The following is a 22370-nucleotide window of genomic DNA, read 5'->3' as shown; positions in this document are numbered from 1 at the left end:
GTTGATGGCTGGCGACGTAAACCGACGATTATAGGCAAGCCCCGGTACAGGCTCAAACCTAACCGGGGTTGCGAAGAGACTTAAACCCCTAACACTTCAATCAGCCGCTCGCGTAGCTGCTGTTGGCGTTCAGGGTCGGTCAGTGGTTCGCCTGCCTTGGTGGTAATGAAAAATACGTCTTCCACCCGCTCGCCAAGGGTGGCGATTTTCGCCGCCGAAAGCGAGATATCCTGCTCCATGAAGATTCGCCCCACGCGAGCCAGCAGGCCGGGGCGGTCAGGGGCCGTTAGTTCCAGCATGGTGCGCTCATTGGCCGGGTCCTGCTCAATCAGCACTTCCGTGGGTACTTTGAAATGCTTGAGCTGGCGCGGCGTGTGGCGCGTGACGATATCTGGATAATCATCGGGATCATCGAGCTCTTCGACCAAGTGCAGGCGCATCTCCTCGATGTGCGCAGGATCGCGAATCGGCTGGCCGTGGCTGTCGAGCACAATAAAAGTATTGAGTGTCCAGTCGTTGTGGGAGGTGGCGATGCGCGCGTCGTGGATCGACAGCCCCAGTTGCTCCATGGCAGCGGCGGTGGCGGCGAACAGATCATCCACCGAACGGGTATGGATAAATACCTTGGTGCCGCCTTCGGACATGTCCGCAGTCGGCGCGCTGATCAGCACCAACGGCAGCGGCGACTGGTTGTGATTGAGAATGCCCTGGGTCTGCCAAACGATTTCGCTGGGCGCGTACTGCAGGAAGTAGTCTTCCCCTAACGATTCCCAGAGATGATCGATTTGCTCACGATTAACGCCGATGGTTAGCAGCAAAGAGCGTGCCTCGGTGCGCGTTTCCCGCACCCAGTCATCCCGGTCGGGCGGGTTATTCAGACCACGGCGCAATGCACGCTTGGTCTCAGCGTGCAGTTGGCGCAGCAGCGACGCCCGCCAGCCGTTCCATAGTGTCGGGTTGGTCGCGTTGATGTCGGCCACGGTGAGTACATACAGGTAGTCGAGGCGGGTTTCATTCCGCACCACCAAGGCAAAATCACGAATCACATCGGGGTCGCTAATGTCGCGCTTTTGCGCGGTCATCGACATCAATAAATGGTGCTCCACCAGCCAACTGACCAGATTGGTATCGTGGGGCGAAACGTGATGCCGCTGGCAGAACTGTTCGACGTCCCGGGCGCCGATTTCCGAGTGGTCACCGCCGCGCCCCTTGCCAATGTCGTGAAACAGGCCGGCCATCCACAGTAGATCCAGCTTGGGAAGCTGCTGCATCAGTGCTGCCGCCACCGGGAAATCACCCTTTGCCTCCGGTTTGCGGAAACCGTGCAGAAACTTGAGTAGCCGCAAGGTGTGGGCATCGACGGTATAGATATGAAACAGGTCGTGCTGCATTAGGCCTACGGCGCGACCAAATTCGGGCAGGTATTTGCCCAAAATGCCGTAGCGGTTCATGCGCCGGAGCTGGCGCGGCACGTTGCCGGGCGCGCGCATAATGGCCATAAACAGCCGCTGGTGCCGCGGGTCTTCCCGGTAGTGGTCGTCAATCTGGTGGCGGTGGTCGCGAATCAGCCGGATGGTGTCGGCGCGTACCCCTTCGATCTCGGGGTGCTTGGCCATCAGCAAAAACAGCTCCAGCATAGCGGCAGGCCGCTCGCGAAACAGATTGCGTGAGCGGACCTGAATATAGCCGCCTTTGGTCTCGAAACGCTCATTCAGCTTGATGGTCTCCAGCGCTTCCTTTCCACGTAGGATCACTTCGTCGAAGTGTTGCAGCAGCATGTCGTTGAGGCCCGCGAGGGCCGTGACATGCCGGTAGTAGCGCTTCATAAACTGCTCGACCGCCAGACGTTCCGGCGTATCGCGGAAGCCAAACATTTCGGCGATGGTGCGCTGGTGGTCAAACAGCAGGCGGTCTTCGGCGCGGTCGGTAAGTACGTGCAGGGCATAGCGCACCTGCCACAAAAAAGCCTGCCCCTGGCTCAATATGCGCAGTTCGGCATCGTTCATAAAGCCGTTGGCGACGATATCGGTGTACTGCTCGGTGCCGAAGTGGCGCTTGGCCACCCAGCCGATCATCTGGATATCGCGTAGCCCGCCGGGGGAGCTTTTGAGGTTCGGTTCTAAGTGGTATTCGGAGTTATTATAGCGGTAGTGGCGCGAGATCTGCTCCTGCCACTTGGCCTCAAAGAAGCGGTCGGCGGGCCAAATGTGCTCGGCACTGAGGCGTTCGCGCATCGCTTCGCGCAGGCTTTCTGGTCCCGCAATCAGGCGAGATTCGAGCAGGTTGGTAATCACGGTCACGTCCGCTTCGGCTTCCCGTTCGCAGTCGTTGAGCGAGCGCACACTATGCCCGATCTCTAGGCCAATATCCCATAAGAATGTGATAAAAGCGGTCAACGGTTCGCGGTAGGCGGTGTCGTCGTCCTGCTCCAGTAGTAGCAGCAGATCGATATCCGAGTGGGGGTGTAGCTCACCACGGCCATAGCCGCCAACCGCCACCAGTGCAATGCCGTCATCGGGCCACTCATGCTGCGCCCAGGCAATCGCTAGCAGTTGATCCAAGTACCAGGCACGGCCGCGTACAAGGTCGCGAATGTCCGCACCGGCGCGAAATTGGTCGTCCAGGCGCGCCTGTAGCTCGCGCAGCGCGGCCTTAAAGGGCGCTACTGGCGAGCGCGAACCGGCAAGCTCGGTACGGAACAGGTCTAAGTCGAAAAGCGTGGTGTCCGGCTGAAACCGGTGGTGGTGGAGAAGCATTATTTGGTTAGAAAACTGAGGTCTTCATCGCCGCGCGCGGTCAGTACTTCGACACCGCCCTCGGTCACCAGCAGCGTATGTTCCCATTGCGCAGAAAGGCTGCGATCTTTGGTGACGGCGGTCCAGCCATCGCGTAGTACCTTGGTTTTATAACCGCCGACGTTAATCATCGGTTCGATGGTAAAGCACATGCCCGCGGCGAGCTTGATGTCGGCATCCGGTGCGTAGCCATCATAGTGTAGAAACTGTGGTTCTTCGTGGAATTCGGCACCGATGCCATGGCCACAGAAGTCGCGAACGACGGAGTAGCCGCTGCTTTCGGCATGCTTTTGGATCACGCGAGCAAGCTCCGAGAGGCGCACGCCAGGTTTCACCAACTCAATGCTTTTATACAGGCACTCCTGAGTAATACGGCACAGCCGTTCGCCCTGAATCGTCTCACCTACTACGAACATCACGCTGGAGTCGCCGTGATAGCCGTCTTGGGTCTTAACGGTGATATCCAGGTTCATGATGTCGCCATTTTTGAGCTTCTTGGCGTCGTCGGGGATGCCGTGGCATACCACATGGTTAATCGACGTACAGGTCGCTTTGGGAAAACCATGGTAGTTCAGCGGTGCAGGGGTCGAGCCCAGCTCGTTAACAATATACTCATGACAGAGACGGTCGATTTCCCCCGTACTAATGCCTGCCTGGATATGGGGTGTGATCATTTCAATCACGCTAGCCGCTTGGCGCCCGGCTTCGCGCATGTGTTCGATTTCAGAAGGCGTCTTGATAGGAACGTTCATGAATGCTCGATATGAATGCAGAATGGAAAATTGAATGGCGCAATTTAAGACCGTCAAACCGGGTGCGACTTCATCTTGGCAATGATCTATGGTATAAAGCCGCGCGCTTTCCTGCAATCGTGATTCCGAGCTTCTTGGCTGGGAAGGACGCAGTAGGGCAGGGCGATGAATCCGCAGCGTGCCTTTCAAGAGCTACGCTGCTTGATTAATCACTAAAAACATCAAGCCTTAAAAACACACATGCACCGGCACATGGTCCCGGGTGCCGCTGGCAGCGTCTAACGTGGTCAACGGTCGGATCCATGGGGTGCGTGGAGGCCTAACCCGAGTTTCAGGAGTTTTACCATGTCTCACGTTAATATGCGTGACCTGCTTAAAGCAGGTGCTCACTTCGGCCACCAGACCAAGTACTGGAACCCGAAGATGAGCAAATTTATCTTCGGCGCGCGCAACAAGATTCACATCATCAACCTTGAGCACACCCTTCCGGCGCTGAACGAAGCGATCGATGTGGTCGAGAAGATGGCGGCATCCAACAACAAAATTTTGTTTGTTGGCACCAAGCGCAGCGCAAGCAAGGTAATTAAAGAAGAAGCTAACCGTGCTGGTCAGCCGTTCGTCAACCATCGCTGGTTGGGCGGCATGTTGACTAACTTCAAGACCATTCGTCAGTCGATTAAGCGTCTGCGTGATCTTGAAACCATGCGCGAAGACGGCACGTTCGAGAAGCTGACCAAGAAAGAAGTCTTGATGGCGACTCGCGAGCAGGACAAGCTTGAGCGTTCTATCGGTGGTATCAAAAACATGGGCGGCCTGCCGGACGCACTTTTCGTGATCGACGTTGACCACGAGCGCATCGCGATCAACGAAGCCAACAAGCTGGGCATCCCGGTTATCGGCGTGGTGGATACTAACTCCAACCCCGATGGCGTTGATTACGTAATCCCAGGCAACGATGACTCTATCCGCGCTATCCAGATTTACGTTAAAGCGATTGCGGATGCGTGTGGTCGTGCCAAAGAAGGCAATGCTCAAGAGTTCGTTGAAGTGACCGAAGAGGCCGCTGCAGCTGAAGACAACACGGCTGCCGAGTAATCGCAGCAGTGGGTGCGGTAAGCAGATGTGCCGCATCAAGATAAAGGGGGCTATGCCCCCTTTTTCCCGCGAAAGGTGAAACGCCTGGGCGGAAGAATTTGCCGGCACTCGATACCGGCCCCGCAATACAGAGAGACATAGGGCAGCGTGATACATGATGGTCATTTATCATGCCTATACTCTGTGTTGCGTTTAACTCTCATAGAACCATTTCAGAGGTGAATTCTCATGGCAGCTATCAGCGCCTCTCAGGTCAAGGAACTTCGCGAACGTACCGGTCTCGGCATGATGGAGTGTAAAAAAGCACTCACCGAAACCGACGGTGATATCGAAGTTGCGATTGAAAACCTGCGTAAAAGCTCAGGCCTAAAAGCGGCTAAGAAAGCCGACCGCATCGCCGCCGAAGGCGTTGTGGTAACACGTGTAGCGGAAGACGGCAGCTACGGCGTAATGGTCGAAATCAACTCCGAGACTGACTTTGTTGCTCGTGATGACAACTTCATCGCCTTTGCCGACAAGATCGCCGGCGCTTTCTTCACTGCAAAAAGCGAAGATGTCGCCGCCGTGATGGCGGGCGAGCTGGAAACGGCGCGTGAGCAGTTGGTACAGAAAATCGGTGAAAACATCGGCGTACGTCGTGCCGTTGTTGTTAACGCTGCTGACGGTGGCTTGGTCGGTGAATACGTTCACGGCGGTCGCATTGGCGTTCTGACCGTACTGACAGGCGGTACTACGGAAGTCGCGAAAGACGTTGCGATGCACGTAGCCGCGATCAATCCTGCGGTTGCCCATCCTGCCGACATGCCGCAAGAGCAGTTGGATCAGGAAAAAGCGATTATCCTGGCACAGCCTGATATGGCTGGTAAGCCGGAGCAGATCGCTGAGAAAATGGTTCAGGGCCGCTTGAAAAAGTATCTGGCTGAAAACAGCCTGACCGAGCAGCCGTTTGTTAAAGACCCGAACCAGACCGTAGCTGAATTCGTCAAAGCGGCGGGCGGCGAAGTGGTTGGGTTCACACGCTTTGAAGTTGGCGAAGGCATCGAGAAAGAAGAAGTTGATTTTGCCAAAGAAGTTATGGAACAGGCTGGCCGTCGCTGAGGTCAGAGGTTTCAGTAAAAAGATGGCGTGCGCGTAAGCGCACGCCTTCGCGTATCCGGCCCTTGTATAAAGTGGGGCTGCCCCACCTGCCTATGTTCAGGTCTGCCTCAGGAGAGATGCTATGTCACGTGATGTTCAAGAGCCTACCCCCCACGTAGCACCCAGCAAAGGCAACGTTGAGAGTTCAAAGTCAAAATACAAGCGTATTTTGCTCAAACTTTCTGGCGAAGCGCTGATGGGTGAGCATGATTTTGGTATTGACCCGAAGGTACTTGACCGTATGGCGTTGGAAATTGGCCAGCTCGTCGGCATTGGGGTACAAGTGGGTATCGTGATTGGCGGTGGCAACTTGTTCCGCGGTGCGGCACTCAATGAAGCGGGCATGGACCGTGTTACCGGCGACCATATGGGAATGCTGGCGACTGTAATGAATGCGCTGGCGATGCGCGACGCCTTAGAGCGCTCAAACATTCGTTCGCGAGTCATGTCGGCCATTCCGATGAGCGGCGTGGTAGAACACTATGATCGGCGTACCGCTATCCGTTATTTAACCTCCGGGGACGTCGTGTTGTTTTCTGCAGGAACAGGTAACCCCTTTTTTACCACCGATTCCGCTGCCTGTTTGCGTGGTATTGAAGTCGATGCGGATGTGGTGATTAAAGCGACCAAAGTCGATGGTGTTTACAATAAAGACCCGGTAAAAAATACCGATGCTGTGAAGTATGACCAGCTCTCTTACGATGACGCCCTGGATCAAAAATTGGGCATTATGGATTTGACCGCTATCTGCCTGGTACGTGACCATAATATGCCGGTGCGGGTATTTGATATGAATAAGCCTGGTGCCCTACTGAATATGGTTGTAGGGGGCAAGGAAGGCACGCTGATATACAGAGGGTAATGACGTGATCAACGATATTAAGAAAGATGCCGAATCGCGCATGAAAAAAAGCGTTGAGGCGCTGCACAGTAACTTTAATAAAATTCGTACCGGCCGTGCTCATCCGAGCATTTTAGACGCCGTGACTGTGGACTATTACGGCAGCCAAGTGCCTCTCAGCCAAGTGGCCTCAGTCAACGTAGAAGATGCCCGCACGCTGACGATTGCGCCGTGGGAGCAGGGCATGGTGCAGAAAATTGAAAAGGCCATCATGACTTCGGATCTGGGTTTGAACCCGGCCAGCGCAGGCAACGTGATTCGTGTGCCGATGCCGATGCTGACCGAAGAGACTCGCAAAGGTTACATCAAGCAAGCGCGTAGCGAAGCCGAAAATGCGCGTGTGGCTGTGCGCAACGTGCGCCGTGATGCCAATGGTGATTTCAAATCATTGTTGAAAGATAAAGATATTACCGAAGACGACCAGCGTGAAGGTGAGGACGCGATCCAAAAGCTGACCGATAAATATATTGCTGAAATCGATAAAGCGCTGGTCGCAAAAGAGCAGGATCTCATGCAGGTTTAAACTGTATTTAATTCAGCCACGGGCAGCTTATGCTGCCCGTTTTGCCACACTCTGGCTGGTTTTTTTATGACTGATCTTTGGGACGAGAAACCATGACGTCACCGCAGCTTCCTGGGGAGCAGCCGGACGACGCCTACTTGCCTTCTCATACAGGGGAGGCGCCGCCGTCGCACGTTGCCATCATTATGGATGGTAATAACCGCTGGGCGCGCGCACGTGGGCTTTCGGGAGTGCGCGGACACCGTGCAGGCGTCGAAACCGTTCGCGCGGTAATTCAGCGAGCTGCCGAGCGCGATGTGCAAACGCTGAGCCTGTTTGCTTTCTCTAGTGAAAACTGGAAACGCCCAGCGGCGGAAGTCAATGCATTGATGGAGCTGTTTTTGATGGCGCTGAAACGGGAAGTCAAAAAGCTCAATGAGCGTAATGTTCGTCTCTCGATTATTGGCGAACAGCGCGGCTTTTCCCACGCGATTCAAAAGCATATTCAGCGTGCTGAAGCGTTAACTGCCCACAATACAGGTATGCACCTTGTCATTGCCGCCAATTATGGTGGACAGTGGGAGATTGCCCGTGCGGCGCGCACGTTAGCGGAGCAGGTGGCGGCCGGCGAATTAGCACCTTCAGAGATTGACGAGGCGTGCTTTGATACCGCCATGGGTATGAATGATGTGCCACCTGTAGATTTGTGTATACGTACCAGTGGTGAGCAGCGGCTGTCCAATTTTATGCTTTGGCAGTTGGCCTATGCGGAACTGCACTTTTCCCCGTTGCTATGGCCGGATTTCGGTGCGGATGCGTTTGATGCGGCATTAAACGACTTCTGTCAGCGCCGTCGTCGCTTTGGCATGACGGATGAACAAATAGAGGCGCAGGGTGCTTAAACAGCGGATTATCACCGCAGCCTGGCTAGCACCCCTGGTGCTGGTTGGCCTGTTTGGTTTAGACGGCGGCGCTTTCGCGCTATTTACGGCGTTGATGGTGCTACTTGCTACCTGGGAGTGGGCCAATCTGGCGGGCGTTTCCGTTACGGCGCAGCGTGCCCAGCTAGTGGCCGTGATGGCGGCGCTAATGCTGATCATGTGGCTGACCGGGGCGGCCACATCGATATGGCCGCTTTGGCTCTCCGCCGCTGGCTGGCTGGTGAATCTCTACTGGGTAACCCGCTACCCTGCAGCAGGTGGCCAGTGGCAGGCCACTGGACGGCGGTTGGCGATGGGCCTATGGGTGCTGTTGCCCTGCTGGGTGGGCTTTAACGTTCTGCGTGATATTGGTGTGGCTTGGCTGTTGTTTGTGCTGCTGTTGGTCTGGTGCGCGGATATAGGCGCCTACTTTGTGGGACGTAATTGGGGTAAGCGCAAATTGGCGCCCCACGTAAGTCCTGGCAAATCATGGGAGGGCGTGTTTGGTGGCCTAGTTGCGACCACTATCTTGGCCATGCTCTTTGCACTGTGGTTGCCGCTGGGCCTAGCTGGCGGCATTACCCTGATACTCATCACCGCCGTCGTCACCTTGGCCTCTGTGCTAGGGGATCTGCTGGAAAGCATGCTCAAGCGCCATCGCAATATCAAAGATTCGAGCCAGTTGCTCCCCGGCCACGGCGGGGTGCTGGATCGCATTGATAGCCTGACGGCGGCGATTCCGCTGTTTGCACTGTTTTATGTGGAAGTCCTGGTTGAGGTGTTTGCTCGGGTGCCGCCACTATGAGCCAACTCACTAATAAGCAACGCGTGACGGTGCTCGGATCGACAGGCTCTATCGGCACAAGCACGCTGGATGTGATTAGTCGTCACCCCGACCGCTATTGTGTCCATGCCTTGACCGCGCACACCTCGAAAGAATCGCTGCTTGCTCAGTGTTTGGCGCATCGACCCGCTGTCGCTGTGTTGAATGAGGAGGCCGATGCCGTTTGGTTGCGCCATGAGCTTAAGCGTGCTGGCCAATCCACCGAGGTGAGCGTAGGGCAAGAGGCACTTTGCGAGGTTGCTCGAGACGCTAGCGTAGACTGTGTGATGGCGGCAATTGTGGGCGCCGCGGGCTTACTGCCTGCGCTGGCAGCCGCTGAGGCGGGAAAGCGCGTGCTATTAGCCAATAAAGAGGCCCTGGTAATGAGCGGCGCACTGTTTATGGATGCTGTTACGCGCGCGGGCGCAACGCTATTACCAATTGATTCCGAACATAATGCCATCTATCAGTGTCTACCTACGGAGCATCGTGGTGGCTTGGCACGTCACGGCATATCTCAACTGCTACTAACGGCTTCTGGGGGGCCGTTCCGTACTTGGAGCCAGGCTGACATCAATAATGTCACTCCCGAACAGGCTTGCGCTCATCCTAACTGGTCAATGGGGCGTAAAATCTCAGTGGATAGCGCCACGCTGATGAACAAAGGATTAGAGCTGATTGAAGCGTGCTGGCTATTCGATGCAACACCTGAGCAGATACAAGTAGTGGTGCACCCGCAAAGCGTGATTCATTCCATGGCGGCGTATCACGATGGCTCGGTGATTGCGCAGTTAGGTAATCCTGATATGCGTACCCCTATTGCCTATGGGCTAGCGTGGCCTGAACGAATTGACGCCGGGGTCGAAACGCTGGATCTTTTCCAAGTGGCACGGCTCGATTTTGAACCTCCTGATGAAGCCCGCTTCCCCTGTTTGGGGCTTGCTCGTGCAGCAATGCAGGAGGGGGAGATGGCACCTGTTGTGTTAAACGCGGCCAATGAAGTGGCTGTTGAAGCTTTTCTCCAACGTCAGCTCGGCTTTACAGCCATTGGGCAACTGGTGGCCGAAGTCCTGTCGCGGCCTTATGAAGGTCGTGTCGACAGCCTTGAAAGCGTTTTAGCTACCGATCAATGGGCGCGGCATCAGTCGCTGGAACTGGTAAAACGATGGTCCGCTTAAGCATTCGCTGGGCTGGTCGTAAAAGCGGGGCGTTAAGGAGTACAGTGGAGTGGGCCTGATACAAAATATTTTAGCGGTCATTGTAGTGCTGGGCTTGTTAGTGACCTTCCATGAGTTTGGGCACTTTTGGGTGGCTAGGCGCTGCGGTGTCAAAGTGCTGCGTTTTTCGGTGGGGTTTGGCAAGCCGCTGTGGTCGCGGGTGGACCGGCAAGGCACAGAATATGCGATAGCGGCGATTCCGCTGGGCGGCTATGTCAAGATGTTGGACGAGCGCGAGGCGCCTGTGCCAGAAGGCCAGCTCGATCAGGCATTTAACCGCAAGACCGTTTGGCAGCGCATTGCAATAGTGGCCGCGGGGCCTGTCGCCAATTTTTTGCTAGCGATTTTTGCCTACTGGGCGTTGTTTGTCGCCGGTACCACGGTGGTTTCGCCGATGGTAGGCAGTGTTGCGCCTGACTCTCCCGCCGCGGAGGCAGGGCTTGTCGAAGGTCATGAAATTGTCGCCATTCAGGGCGATGAGATGCGCTCGTGGGAAGATGTTAACCTCAAGCTGGTGTCGATTATTGGCTTCAGTGGTGAGTTGGATATCGACGCCCGCCCTGAAGGCGCGAGTGACGCGCAGCGCTATGGGTTGCCCGTCAATGATTATTTGGTTCGCCAAGACCCGCCACAGCCATTACAAACGCTCGGTATTACCCCATGGCAGCCGGAATTCCCGGCTATCTTAGGCCAAGTCGTGAGCGGGGAGGCCGCAGAACAGGCAGGCCTAGAAGCTGGCGATAGGATGGTGGCGGTTAATGGCGAACCAGTGGATGATTGGATGCACTTCGTCAATATCGTGCGCGGTAGTCCTGGCGAAACACTGCAACTCACCTACGAGCGTGATGGCGAGCAGGAAACCGTTAATTTAACGCCTGGGCGTAACCGCTTGGAAACCGGGGTTGAAATTGGTTATATCGGTGCAGGCGCTGAGCAGGTCGAGTGGCCAGCAGAATTCCAGCGTGAAATCCGTTACGGCCCTATCGAAGCGGTAGGCCAGGCGCTTTCGCGCACCGGTGAGATGACGCTACTCACTATCGACGCTATTCGAAAGATGTTGGTTGGGCTTATTTCGCCCTCCAACCTGTCGGGGCCAATTACCATTGCGCAGGTCTCAGGCGATTCAGCCCGTGCAGGAATGGAAGCGTTTGTCGGCTTTCTAGCGTATCTTTCCATCAGCCTTGGGGTGCTTAACTTACTGCCTATACCCGTGCTCGATGGTGGTCACTTGCTTTATTATTTTATGGAGGTCGTGCGTGGACGACCAGTATCTGAAAAAACCCAAGCCGTAGGGTTACGCATTGGGCTTGCCATGGTCGGCACCCTGATGTTGATGGCCCTCTATTTTGATCTGATGCGCCTGTGGTAATGACGCGTGTAGCGCGCAGGATGCCTTGTCATCTGCCTGCACAAATGTATATGGTGCCTTTCTGGAATAATAGGCAGACCAACGCGAGCGAATTGACTGCATGAAAATCAAGACCCTTGGAATGGCGGCACTCTTGCTGATGGGCGCTAGCGGCGCTCAAGCACAATCCTTTGATGTTTCTGACATTCGAGTGGAAGGACTGCAGCGGGTTTCCGCCGCCTCGGTCTTCAATGCATTCCCTGTGAGTGCCAATGAGCGCGTCAGCGAAGCGCAGCTGGCTGCCGCTGCCCGTGACTTGTTTGCCACTGGGCTATTTGACGATGTCTCTCTGGCACGCGAGGGAGATGTACTCATTATTCAAGTTGTTGAGCGACCAACCATTGCGCGGTTACAGATTAGCGGTAACGACCAGATATCTGAAGAAGACCTGCGCAATGGCTTGCGCGAATCAGGTCTCTCTGAAGGCCAGGTGCTGGAGCTTTCTACGCTCGAGGAGATTCAGCGCGAGCTGGAAGGTGTCTACCAGTCTCAAGGGCGCTACAGCGCCAGTATTGATACCGAAGTTGAAGAAGTTGATGAAGGCCGAGTACAGGTCAATATCAATATCAATGAAGGCGAAGTCGCCAAGATTCGGCAGATCAATATTGTCGGCAACGAGGCTTTTGATGACGAAACGCTGCGTGAGGTATTTGAGCTAAATGATCGGCCCGGGCGCATTTTCGGCTGGTTCTCTAGCGATGAGTATTCCCGTGAAGCACTGTCCGGTGACATTGAGCGGCTGCGTTCGTTCTACTTGGATCGTGGCTACGTCAACTTCGATGTCACCTCTACTCAAGTGTCGATTGGCCCTGAAAAGTCCGAAATCTTTATTACTCTGAACGTCGATGAAGGCGCCCAGTACCGGGTGGGTGATATTCGTTTCGCGGGTGATCTACAGATCAGTGAAAACGAAGCTCGCCAGTTACTCACCGTTAAAGAGGGAGAGATTTTCTCCCGCGGCGATGTGAATGCCTCCACCGAGGCCCTGCGCCAGCGTTTGGGTGCCGAAGGCTTCGCCTTTGCTGATATTCAAGGCGTGCCTGAAATGGCAGGGGACGGTGAAACGGTCGATCTGGTGATTGCCGTCAATCCCGGTGAACGCGCCTACGTGCGTCGTATCGAGTTCTACGGTAATACGACTACCCAGGATGAAGTGCTGCGGCGTGAAATGATTCAGTTGGAGGGCGCACCCGCTTCTACCGAAGCCATTACACAATCGCGTCAGCGCCTTGAGCGCCTGGGCTTTTTTAGCCAAGTAGAAGTGGATACCCAGCCTGTACCTGGTGAGCCGGATTTACTTGACGTGACTTATAATGTTGAAGAGCAGCCCTCAGGGTCGGTCTCTGCCAGCGTTGGTTTCTCCCAGAGTGCCGGGGTTATTTACGGCGTCGGCTTGTCACAAAATAACTTTTTGGGTACGGGTAACCGGGTCAATGTAGGGGCTCAGCGCAGCGATACCTTCACCAGCGTTAACTTTGGTTTTACCGATCCCTACTGGACACTGGACGGGATTTCGCGTGGTTATAATCTGTTTTATCGCGAAACTGACTATGCCGATTCGGATATTTCGACATACTCCACGGACGCCTACGGTGCCGGTATCAACTTCGGTTACCCTGTCAGCGAGCTGTCTCGCCTCAATTTTGGTGCCAGCATTGAAGACCTGACGGTGAAAACCTACTCTGACACAGCCTCGGAAATTCGCCGTTACGTCGATGACCAGGGTGAAAATGCGCAAAGTTTAAAACTAACCGCCAGTTGGACGCGCAATAACCTCAACAGAGGTATCATGCCGACCGATGGTAGCTATCAGCGCTTGTCGCTGGAAACCGGTGTGCCGGGTAGTGATGCGGAGTACTACAAGCTGCGCGCGCGAGCTCAACAGCTCTTCCCGATTAACGATGACGAGTCCTGGGCGTTCAAATTTACCGGCAACGTCGGCTATGCCGATACGCTGGGCGGCAACGATCCCTACCCCTTCTATGAAAACTTCTACGCGGGCGGTCTAGGCTCGGTGCGTGGCTTCACCTCGAATACGCTTGGGCAGCGCACCACGCCAGCAACAGAAGGTGGTCGTGACCGCACCCTGGGCGGTAACGTTTCAGTAGAAGGTAGCGCCGAGATCATTTTCCCGCTGCCCTTTATTGAAGATCAGCGCGCGCTGCAAACATCGCTATTCCTGGATGGCGGTAATACCTTCCTGACCTCTTGCTACGATGTGCTTGCAGAAGATGCAGGGCGTCAGCAGTGCAACTCCGGCGTTGATCTAGGCGATTTGCGCTACAGTGCCGGTATTGGCCTCTCATGGCTGACACCCGTGGGCCCGCTGACCTTTAGTGTCGCGGAACCGTTAAACGATGAGAGCGGTGACGATACACAGTTCTTCCAGTTCTCATTAGGACAATCGTTCTAAGGGCAGTCGTTCTAATTTTGCTAGACCGCGTACCATGGTGGCGCGCCTAGCGTAATCTAAGGAGTTAACATGATGCGTAAACTGACAGCGATTGTATGCCTGTTGGGCGCGATGATTTTGCCTGCTCACGCCGCGGAAGTAGCAGTGTTGGACTGGCGAGCGGCATTGATGAATACTCAATCTGCGCAAGAGTCACTGAGTAGTCTTGAAGGGCAAATCGGCAATCAACAGCGTGAAGCCCAGAGCTTGGGGAATGAGCTCCAGCAGCTCCAGCAGCGCCTGCAGAACGAAGGCGAAACGATGGCGCAGTCTCAGCGCGAATCGCTGATGAGTGAATTACAGCAAAAAGGCAGCCGTTTTGAACAGCTGCGCCAGGAAGTCATGCAGGCACAGCAACGCTCTGAACAGCAGTTTCTGGAGGGTGCTGAACCGAAACTGGAACAAGCCGTCGCAGAGGTGCTGGAACGCCACGGCATTGATGTGCTGGTCGAGCCCCAGGGCGTACTGCATTCAGGGGTTGATCTGCCCAATGTGACCGATGAGGTTACTGAGATCTTTAATACCTTGAACTAATTTTAAACGATGATTGGTGTGGCCCTGCCACACCAAAGTTTCCTGGGTCCCCATGACGCACGCTTCTTATCACCTTACCCTTGCAGACATTGCGCGCCACTTGGGTATTGCCGTTAGCAGCAATGCTCAACAGCCAATACGTGGTTTGGCAACGCTAAAAGAAGCGCAGCCGGATCAAGTGGCTTTTCTGGCCAATCGCGCCTATCTGAAAGATTTGGCATCGACTAAGGCCGCGGCAGTATTACTGCACCCTGAGCATGGCAAGCACTGCCCGGTACCGCGCCTTGAGATCGAAAACCCTTATTTAGGCTACGCCAAACTATCGCAGCTGTTTGATCCGTTACCCGCTCGCGACGTGGTGGGTATTCACCCGACTGCGGTTGTCGCTGATGATGTGCAGGTAGGCGCAGATGTCTCCATTCAAGCGCATGCCGTGGTTGAATCAGGTGTGGTGCTGGAGGACCGAGTGGTGATCGGGGCCGGCAGCGTTGTCGGGGCTGACTGCACCATCGGCGAAGCAACGCGTTTACATGCCAATGTTACTCTGTGCCACGGCGTGGTGATTGGTAAACGGGGAATATTGCAAAGCGGCTGCGTTATCGGTGGTGATGGTTTTGGTTTTGCCCATGACGGCGCAGGCTGGCATAAAATTGCCCAGTTGGGTGGTGTCGTGCTGGGAGATGACGTTGAAGTGGGGAGCTGTTCGAGCATTGATCGTGGCGCCTTGGGTGATACCGTGATTGGCGATGACGTCAAAATTGATAGTCAGGTGCAAATTGCTCATAACGTCATCATTGGCGACCACAGCGCGTTAGCGGGATGTGTGGGTATTGCGGGCTCTACCAAAGTTGGCAGGCATTGTATGCTAGGCGGGGGGGTTGGTTTAGCTGGCCATCTGACTATCTGCGATGGTGTTCAAGTGACAGGAATGAGTTTGGTAACAAACTCGATTCATGAACCTGGGGTTTACTCCTCCGGTACCGGTGCTATGGCCAATACCCAGTGGCGTAAAAATGCAGTCCGCTTTAAACAGCTAGATGACATCGCTAAACGTCTAGCGAGGTTGGAAAAAAAGCAGCGCGATTAGTGCGAATAGTAGATAACAGCTGAATGGAGTGCCTACTGCTGGCGTAAAACTAGGCAGTAGTGAGGTATAATCTACAGCCTTTTAGCCAGTCTGCGTGCTGGTATTTGCCTGACTCTCTTTATGAGTTCCAGGTTTTTTGTCATTTTAGAGGTCGCTACGATGGTTATGGATATTAATGAGATTCGCGAATACTTGCCCCACCGTTACCCCTTTTTATTGGTGGATCGAGTAACGCAATTGACCACTGGCGAATCCATCGTTGCGTACAAGAATGTCAGCATTAATGAACCGTTCTTCAATGGCCATTTTCCCCATCATCCGATTATGCCAGGTGTGTTAGTGCTCGAAGCACTCGCCCAAGTATGTGGCATTCTTGGTTTTAAAACGGTCAATAAACTACCTGCTGATGGCTACGTCTATTATCTGGTCGGCAGTGATAACGTCCGTTTTAAGCGACCGGTGATGCCGGGTGACAAGCTCACGCTAGAAGCTGACGTTATTAAAGGGAAACGGGGAATCTGGAAATTTGCCTGCCGCGCCAAGGTTGATGGTGAGTTGGCCTGCGAAGCGGAAATTATTTGTGCCGAGAGGAAGGTGGCTTGATACATCCTACTGCACTGGTCGACCCGACGGCGTGTCTTGCTGACGATGTTGAGGTAGGCCCTTTTAGCATCATCGGCCCAGATGTCAGTATTGGCGCTGGTTCGGTGATTGGCCCGCATGTGGTGGTGAAAGGCCCCACCACATTAGGTGAACGGACGCGTATTTTTCAGTTTGCATCCGTTGGCGAAGACTGCCAGGACAAAAAATACGCAGGCGAGCCGACGCGGTTAGTCATGGGCGACGATAACGTCATTCGTGAAGGCGCTACGATTCATCGTGGCACTATCCAGGATCGCGGCGAAACCACGGTTGGTTCGCGCAATCTGTTTATGGCCTATGTCCACGTTGGTCACGACTGCGTGATTGGTAGCGACTGTATTCTGGCCAACCAAGTCACCCTGGCAGGCCATGTGACCATTGGTGATTATGTCATTCTCGGGGGCTTGGCGGCAGTGCATCAGTTCTGCCATTTTGGTGATCACGCCATGGCGGGTGGTGGCTCGATTATCACCAAAGATACTCCCGCTTACATTATGATTAATGGCAACCCTGCCGAGGCGCGAGGTCTCAATCTAGTGGGCTTAAAGCGGCGTGGTTTTAGCCGCGAGGCGATTAGTGCCTTAACCGCTGCCTATAAGATGGTTTATCGTCAAGGGCTAACGACCGAGCAGGCGCTGGCTGAGATGCGTAGTCGCTTTCATTTACCCGAAGTCGAACATTTTGCAGCTTCCATTGAGCGTTCGACCCGCGGCATTACCCGCTAACCCATGCTAGCGCTCTTATGACTTTGCAACGCGTCTACCTCGTGGCTGGAGAGCTCTCCGGCGATATTCTTGGCGCTGGACTGATGCGTGAACTCAAAGCACGCCATCCAAGCATCGAGTTTCGTGGTATCGGCGGGCCGCGTATGCAGGCCGAAGGCATGAAAAGCCGCTTTCCCCTCGAAACGCTGGCGGTAATGGGGCTGGTGGAAGTGCTTAAGCACCTTCCTGAACTGATCCGTGTGCGGCGTATCCTGAAAGCCGAAGTGTTGGCTTGGCAGCCGGATATTATGCTCGGCATTGATGCGCCTGACTTCAATTTAGGCTTGGAACGTCAGCTCCGCGAAGCGGGCATTACCACCGCCCACTACGTGAGTCCTTCCGTCTGGGCCTGGCGCCAGGGGCGGGTAAAAGGCATCGCTAAATCGGTGGATGGCATGCTCACACTGCTCCCTTTTGAAGCCGCCTTCTATCGCGAACATCGGGTGCCCGTCGCCTTTGTGGGCCATCCCCTGGCCGACGAAATGCCGCTGGAGAATGACCGTGTTGCCACCCGCCAAGCGCTGGAACTGTCGCCGGACAGTCAGGTGTTGGCGCTGCTGCCGGGCTCCCGGGCTAATGAAATTCGTTTTCTGGGCGACACCTTTCTTGCGGCCGCTGAGCTGCTCTGTCAGCGCCACTCTGCGCTGCAGGTAGTGATTCCTGCGGCCACCGCTGATCGCCGCCGGGAAATCAGCGCACTGCTGACTAACTACCCCATGCTGGCGGAGCGTACTGAACTACTGGACGGTCAGGCCCGCGAAGCCATGGTGGCGAGTGATATGGTACTGCTGGCCTCTGGCACGGCTGCGCTTGAAGCCATGCTGTGCCACCGCACCATGCTAGTGGCTTATAAAATGGCGCCGATGACCCACTGGCTGGCCAAGCGGATGGTCAAAACCCAATGGGTGTCGTTGCCCAATTTGATTGCCCAGGAGACGCTGGTGCCTGAACTGATACAGGACGCTGCCTCGCCGGAGGCGATTGCCGATCAGCTCAGCGCCATGCTGGCGGACGAAGATAGCCGCCATGCCCTGGAAGCGCGTTTTGCCGAGATGCACGCCACCCTCCAGCGCAACGCCAGCCGACGCGCCGCCGAGGCGATTAGCCTTTTGGCCGCAGGTCAGCCCCTGGAGACTGTTGATGGCCATTGAGCATTGGTTGATCGAGCACAAGGATTTCCCGCTGCTCGAAATTGCCTATAGCGGCGAGCGGCTGGCAGGAGTGGATGAAGTAGGTCGAGGGCCGCTGATCGGCAGCGTGGTGGCCGCGGCGGTGATTCTCGACCCCGCTCAGCCGATTGACGGTCTTACCGACTCTAAAAAGTTGACGGCGCGCAGGCGTGAAGCGCTTGATACACAAATTCGCGAGCGGGCGTTAGCCTTTGCCGTGGCAGAAGCCAGCGCTGCCGAAGTGGATGCGTTGAATATTTACCACGCCACCCACTTAGCTATGCGTCGAGCCATCGATGCGCTGGCACCGGCGGCGGAATATCTACTCGTGGATGGCAACAAGTTACCTGGCCATCTGCTGCCTGGCCAGGCAGTGGTGAAGGGCGATTCACGCCACTGTGCCATTGCCGCGGCATCGATTTTGGCCAAGGTCGCTCGCGACGCGCAGATGGTCGTCTTGGATGAGTGCTATCCTGAGTATGGTTTTGCGCGTCATAAAGGCTACCCGACCAAAGAGCATTTGACGGCGCTTGCAGCTCACGGGCCACTGGCCGAACATCGTCGTAGCTTCGCGCCTGTGCAGCGTCAACTGACGCTGCTTTGACGTATTTTTTCTTCACCTAGTTTGCCTAGCGTTTTGTTGAGAGTCCCATGACACTTCCGTTCGTTCATTTACGTTTGCACAGTGAATACTCCCTGGTCGATGGCCTGGTTAAGCTAAAGTCGCTGGTCAGCACCACGGCTGAACGGGCGATGCCAGCGTTGGCCTTGACCGATGAAACCAACCTGTTCGGCCTGGTGAAGTTCTACAAAGCCGCCCAAGGGGCGGGCTTAAAACCCATTATTGGCAGCGACTTATGGCTGCAGAATCCCCATGACGAGTCCCACCCTTACCGGCTGACACTGCTGGCCATGAACGACGTTGGTTATCGCAATCTTACTGAGTTGATCTCGAAAGGCTGGACCCATGGCCAGCGCCAGGGGCGGGCCATTCTCGATAAGCAGTGGGTGCTGGAACAGAGCGAAGGACTGATTGCGCTTTCCGGCGCCCGGGAGGGTGAGATTGGCCGCCACTTGCTATCTGATCACGCACAGGATGCCCGAGTGCTGCTCGAAGAGTGGCAGGCGGCATTTCCCGAGCGCTTTTATCTAGAGTTGGTTCGCACTGGGCGCCCGCTGGAAGAAGCCTGCGTTCACGCCAGCGTCAAGCTGGCCATTGAGACAGGTACCCCAGTGGTGGCGACCAATGACGTGCGCTTTCTTGAGCGCGACGATTACTGGGCTCATGAGACCCGCGTCGCCATCGGTGAGGGCAAGGCGCTGGACGACCCGCGCCGTGAACGTCGCTACACCGAAGAGCAGTACTTAAAAAGCCCCGACGAGATGGCGGCGCTGTTTGCCGATATTCCCGAAGCGCTGGAAAACAGCGTGATGATCGCCGAGCGCTGCAGCGTGGACGTGCGCCTGGGCGAGATTTTCCTGCCCGAGTTCGGCATTCCCGAAGGGATGACCCAGGATGAGTTCTTTCGCAAGGTCTCCCACGATGGCTTGACGGATCGCCTCGACTTTCTGTTTCCCGCTGAACGCTATCCTCGTGACAGCGAAGAGTACCAGGCGATCGACCAGCGCTACCGCGACCGGTTGGAGTTCGAGCTCAACGTTATTATCCAGATGGGGTTCCCTGGCTACTTCCTGATCGTGATGGACTTCATCCAGTGGGCCAAGGATAACAGCGTGCCGGTAGGCCCGGGGCGTGGTTCCGGTGCTGGTTCGCTGGTGGCCTACGCGCAAAAGATCACCGATCTGGATCCGATTGGCTACGACCTGCTGTTCGAACGCTTTCTTAACCCCGAACGTGTTTCCATGCCCGACTTTGACGTCGACTTCTGCATGGAGAAACGCGATAAAGTGATCGAGTACGTCGCCGAGCGCTACGGGCGTAATGCGGTCTCCCAGATTGTCACTTTTGGCACCATGGCGGCCAAGGCTGTTGTGCGTGATGTCGCCCGCGCTCAAGGGCGCCCCTATTCGCTGGGCGACAAGCTCTCCAAGCTGATTCCCTTTGAAGTGGGCATGACCCTGGCCAAGGCGATTGAGCAGGAACCCGCGCTCAAAGAGTTTATCGGCAACGACGAAGAGGCCGAAGAGATCTGGGAGATGGCACTCAAGCTTGAGGGCACCACCCGGGGTACAGGTAAACACGCCGGTGGCGTGGTCATCGCCCCCACCAAACTGACTGATTTCTCACCGCTGCTCTGCGATGAAGATGGCTCTGGCTTGGTGGTCCAGTTCGATAAAAACGATATTGAAGAGGCCGGGCTGGTCAAGTTCGACTTTCTGGGCTTGAGGACGCTGACGATTATCGACTGGGCACTAGAGATGGTCGACAAGGTGCGCAGCGTTAACGGCCAGGATCCGCTCAACATTGATAGCATCCCGCTGGACGATGCGCCGACCTTCGAGATGCTCAAGCGCGCCGAAACCACGGCGGTGTTCCAGCTTGAATCCCGCGGCATGAAGGAACTGATCAAGCGCCTGTTGCCCGACTCCTTGGACGACATGATCGCCCTGGTAGCTTTGTTCCGCCCCGGCCCACTGCAGTCGGGCATGGTCGATGACTTTATCAACCGTAAGCACGGCCGGGCTGAAGTCTCTTATCCACACCCCGATTACCAGCACGAGCTATTGAAACCTGTCTTGGCACCCACCTACGGCATCATTCTCTACCAAGAGCAGGTCATGCAGATCGCTCAGGTAATGGCAGGCTACAGCCTCGGCCAGGCCGATATGCTGCGACGGGCCATGGGTAAGAAAAAGCCTGAAGAGATGGCCAAGCAGCGCGACGGCTTTATGGAAGGGTGCGCCGCCAACGGTATCGATAAAGACCTGGCCGGTAACATCTTTGACCTGGTAGAGAAATTCGCCGGTTACGGCTTTAACAAGTCTCACTCGGCTGCCTACGCGCTGGTGTCTTACCAAACCGCGTGGCTGAAAGCCCACTATCCGGGGCCCTTTATGGCCGCGGTCATGTCCACGGAAATGGACAACCTGGATAAAGTGGTACCGCTGATCGAGGAGTGCCGCAACCTCCGGCTCACCGTGACCCCGCCGAACGTCAACGTCGGTGGCTACAAGTTCACCGTCGATACCGATGCACGTGTGGTCTACGGGCTAGGCGCCATTCGCGGCGTGGGCGAAGGCCCCATTGGCGCCATTGTCGAAGCCCGCGAGGCAGATGGCCCTTTCAAAGATATCTTTGATTTCTGCCGCCGCATTGATCCCAAACGGATGAATAAACGCACCCTGGAGGCGCTGATTCGCTCCGGTGCGCTGGATACTTTAGGCCCCAATCGTGCGGTACTGTTCGCAGCGATGGAGGACGCGCTAAAAGCCGCTGCCCAAAACCACGCCAATCAGAATCTGGGCATGCTCGACATGTTTGGTGATGCGTTCGCCGCGGCGGATGAAAGTGACGGTGACAGCAACGTTTACGCCGAATACATCAACGCCCGTGAGTGGACTGATCGCGAACGGCTCTCAGGGGAGAAAGATACCCTGGGGCTTTACCTGACGGGGCATCCGATTGATGAGTACGAGCGGGAGTTAAAGCGCTTTGTCTCCACGCGGATCAGCGATTTAAAACCTTCTCGTGACCCCCAGCGCGTTGCTGGACTAGTGGTCGGCGTACGCACCATGAAGTCCAAGCGTGGTGATACTATGGCGTTTATCACTCTGGATGATCGCACCGGACGTATTGAAGCTTCGCTGTTTGGGGAGCTATTCGAACAGCTGCGCGGTCAGATTGAGGCTGACCAGGTACTCATCGTTGAGGGCGAGGTCTCCAGCGATGAATTCTCTGGTGGCCTGCGCCTACGTGGTAAAGACGTCACGCCGATGGTGACGGCGCGTATTCGCTACGGCCAGGCGGTGGAACTAGCGCTGGACGCGGGGCAGATCAATGGTCGCTTAATTGAAACACTGCGCGACAGCCTAACGCCTTATCGCGATCAAGAGGGCTTGCCGGTGCGCCTGCAGTACCGCCACCCGGCCGCAGTGGCTTGGCTGGAACTCGCCGATGAGTGGAAAGTCGCACCGAGCGATGACTTACTGCTGGCGCTGCGGGATGTCCAGGGCCAGACAGGCGTACAGTTACGCTATCGATAAAGTGTGAC

General features: G+C 55.7%; 19 protein-coding genes. 17 read left to right on the top strand and 2 right to left on the bottom strand.

Annotated features, from left to right (window positions below; translation table 11 throughout):
• Positions 1-80 precede the first annotated feature (80 nt).
• Together ACUVOF_RS04185 and map are read right to left on the bottom strand one after the other, a co-directional pair.
• Complete coding sequence (locus ACUVOF_RS04185; protein ID WP_447043159.1) at positions 81-2756, bottom strand: [protein-PII] uridylyltransferase; 2676 nt, start codon at positions 2754-2756, stop codon at positions 81-83.
• Complete coding sequence (map, locus tag ACUVOF_RS04180) at positions 2756-3547, bottom strand: type I methionyl aminopeptidase (protein ID WP_447043158.1); 792 nt, start codon at positions 3545-3547, stop codon at positions 2756-2758. The genes ACUVOF_RS04185 and map overlap by 1 nt, the downstream gene beginning before the upstream one ends.
• Positions 3548-3549: 2 nt before the next feature.
• On the opposite strand from map, the gene ACUVOF_RS04175 reads away from it, so the two are divergent.
• From ACUVOF_RS04175 to dnaE, 17 genes are all read left to right on the top strand, one after another.
• Positions 3550-3756, top strand: coding sequence for a hypothetical protein (locus tag ACUVOF_RS04175; RefSeq protein WP_447043157.1), 207 nt, complete (start codon positions 3550-3552; stop codon positions 3754-3756).
• Positions 3757-3892: 136 nt separating this feature from the next.
• Positions 3893-4642, top strand: a complete 750-nt coding sequence (gene rpsB / locus ACUVOF_RS04170; RefSeq protein WP_240716930.1) for a 30S ribosomal protein S2 — start codon at positions 3893-3895, stop codon at positions 4640-4642.
• 228 nt (positions 4643-4870) lie between these two features.
• A complete protein-coding gene (tsf, locus tag ACUVOF_RS04165; RefSeq protein ID WP_447043156.1) occupies positions 4871-5740 on the top strand; it encodes a translation elongation factor Ts in 870 nt (289 codons plus the stop codon).
• A 121-nt stretch (positions 5741-5861) separates the two neighbouring features.
• Positions 5862-6641, top strand: a complete 780-nt coding sequence (pyrH, locus tag ACUVOF_RS04160) for a UMP kinase (RefSeq protein WP_113268505.1) — start codon at positions 5862-5864, stop codon at positions 6639-6641.
• Positions 6642-6645: 4 nt separating this feature from the next.
• The gene (gene frr, locus ACUVOF_RS04155; RefSeq protein ID WP_447043155.1) at positions 6646-7203 is read left to right on the top strand and encodes a ribosome recycling factor; all 558 of its coding nucleotides are present in this window, start codon (positions 6646-6648) and stop codon (positions 7201-7203) included.
• A gap of 92 nt (positions 7204-7295) precedes the next feature.
• Entirely contained in the window at positions 7296-8084 is a 789-nt protein-coding gene (gene uppS / locus ACUVOF_RS04150) for a polyprenyl diphosphate synthase (RefSeq protein ID WP_113268507.1), read from the top strand.
• Positions 8077-8907: a phosphatidate cytidylyltransferase gene (locus ACUVOF_RS04145; RefSeq protein WP_447043154.1), complete on the top strand. Its 831-nt coding sequence runs from the start codon at positions 8077-8079 to the stop codon at positions 8905-8907. The genes uppS and ACUVOF_RS04145 overlap by 8 nt, the downstream gene beginning before the upstream one ends.
• Positions 8904-10103, top strand: a complete 1200-nt coding sequence (gene ispC, locus ACUVOF_RS04140; RefSeq protein ID WP_447043153.1) for a 1-deoxy-D-xylulose-5-phosphate reductoisomerase — start codon at positions 8904-8906, stop codon at positions 10101-10103. The genes ACUVOF_RS04145 and ispC overlap by 4 nt, the downstream gene beginning before the upstream one ends.
• A 49-nt stretch (positions 10104-10152) precedes the next feature.
• Positions 10153-11511, top strand: coding sequence for an RIP metalloprotease RseP (gene rseP / locus ACUVOF_RS04135; protein ID WP_447043152.1), 1359 nt, complete (start codon positions 10153-10155; stop codon positions 11509-11511).
• 100 nt (positions 11512-11611) lie between these two features.
• Positions 11612-13963, top strand: a complete 2352-nt coding sequence (gene bamA, locus ACUVOF_RS04130; protein WP_447043151.1) for an outer membrane protein assembly factor BamA — start codon at positions 11612-11614, stop codon at positions 13961-13963.
• Positions 13964-14035: 72 nt separating this feature from the next.
• A complete protein-coding gene (locus ACUVOF_RS04125; RefSeq protein WP_447043235.1) occupies positions 14036-14536 on the top strand; it encodes an OmpH family outer membrane protein in 501 nt (166 codons plus the stop codon).
• 52 nt (positions 14537-14588) lie between these two features.
• On the top strand, positions 14589-15623 hold the full coding sequence (gene lpxD, locus ACUVOF_RS04120) for a UDP-3-O-(3-hydroxymyristoyl)glucosamine N-acyltransferase (protein ID WP_447043150.1): 1035 nt from the start codon (positions 14589-14591) through the stop codon (positions 15621-15623).
• 159 nt (positions 15624-15782) lie between these two features.
• A complete protein-coding gene (gene fabZ / locus ACUVOF_RS04115) occupies positions 15783-16226 on the top strand; it encodes a 3-hydroxyacyl-ACP dehydratase FabZ (RefSeq protein ID WP_113268511.1) in 444 nt (147 codons plus the stop codon).
• Positions 16223-16990 (top strand): acyl-ACP--UDP-N-acetylglucosamine O-acyltransferase, encoded by a 768-nt coding sequence (gene lpxA, locus ACUVOF_RS04110; protein WP_447043149.1) that lies wholly within the window; start codon positions 16223-16225, stop codon positions 16988-16990. The genes fabZ and lpxA overlap by 4 nt, the downstream gene beginning before the upstream one ends.
• A gap of 17 nt (positions 16991-17007) precedes the next feature.
• Positions 17008-18180, top strand: a complete 1173-nt coding sequence (lpxB, locus tag ACUVOF_RS04105) for a lipid-A-disaccharide synthase (protein ID WP_447043148.1) — start codon at positions 17008-17010, stop codon at positions 18178-18180.
• Positions 18170-18802: a ribonuclease HII gene (rnhB, locus tag ACUVOF_RS04100; protein WP_447043147.1), complete on the top strand. Its 633-nt coding sequence runs from the start codon at positions 18170-18172 to the stop codon at positions 18800-18802. Before lpxB ends, rnhB begins: the two co-directional genes overlap by 11 nt.
• A 47-nt stretch (positions 18803-18849) precedes the next feature.
• Positions 18850-22362, top strand: a complete 3513-nt coding sequence (gene dnaE, locus ACUVOF_RS04095) for a DNA polymerase III subunit alpha (protein WP_447043146.1) — start codon at positions 18850-18852, stop codon at positions 22360-22362.
• The last annotated feature ends 8 nt before the right edge of the window (positions 22363-22370 follow it).

The sequence above is a fragment of the Vreelandella sp. H-I2 genome, assembly GCF_052959335.1.
Note: the sequence above shows the minus strand (reverse complement) of the source record. Positions and strands in the feature narration are given on the sequence as shown.

Coding starts and splice junctions, on each gene's coding strand:
- ACUVOF_RS04185 (WP_447043159.1), bottom strand. CDS start 2,756: ATGCTTCTCCACCACCACCGGTTTCAGCCGGACACCACGCTTTTCGAC.
- map (WP_447043158.1), bottom strand. CDS start 3,547: ATGAACGTTCCTATCAAGACGCCTTCTGAAATCGAACACATGCGCGAA.
- ACUVOF_RS04175 (WP_447043157.1), top strand. CDS start 3,550: ATGCTCGATATGAATGCAGAATGGAAAATTGAATGGCGCAATTTAAGA.
- rpsB (WP_240716930.1), top strand. CDS start 3,893: ATGTCTCACGTTAATATGCGTGACCTGCTTAAAGCAGGTGCTCACTTC.
- tsf (WP_447043156.1), top strand. CDS start 4,871: ATGGCAGCTATCAGCGCCTCTCAGGTCAAGGAACTTCGCGAACGTACC.
- pyrH (WP_113268505.1), top strand. CDS start 5,862: ATGTCACGTGATGTTCAAGAGCCTACCCCCCACGTAGCACCCAGCAAA.
- uppS (WP_113268507.1), top strand. CDS start 7,296: ATGACGTCACCGCAGCTTCCTGGGGAGCAGCCGGACGACGCCTACTTG.
- ispC (WP_447043153.1), top strand. CDS start 8,904: ATGAGCCAACTCACTAATAAGCAACGCGTGACGGTGCTCGGATCGACA.
- bamA (WP_447043151.1), top strand. CDS start 11,612: ATGAAAATCAAGACCCTTGGAATGGCGGCACTCTTGCTGATGGGCGCT.
- ACUVOF_RS04125 (WP_447043235.1), top strand. CDS start 14,036: ATGCGTAAACTGACAGCGATTGTATGCCTGTTGGGCGCGATGATTTTG.
- lpxD (WP_447043150.1), top strand. CDS start 14,589: ATGACGCACGCTTCTTATCACCTTACCCTTGCAGACATTGCGCGCCAC.
- fabZ (WP_113268511.1), top strand. CDS start 15,783: ATGGTTATGGATATTAATGAGATTCGCGAATACTTGCCCCACCGTTAC.
- lpxB (WP_447043148.1), top strand. CDS start 17,008: ATGACTTTGCAACGCGTCTACCTCGTGGCTGGAGAGCTCTCCGGCGAT.
- rnhB (WP_447043147.1), top strand. CDS start 18,170: ATGGCCATTGAGCATTGGTTGATCGAGCACAAGGATTTCCCGCTGCTC.
- dnaE (WP_447043146.1), top strand. CDS start 18,850: ATGACACTTCCGTTCGTTCATTTACGTTTGCACAGTGAATACTCCCTG.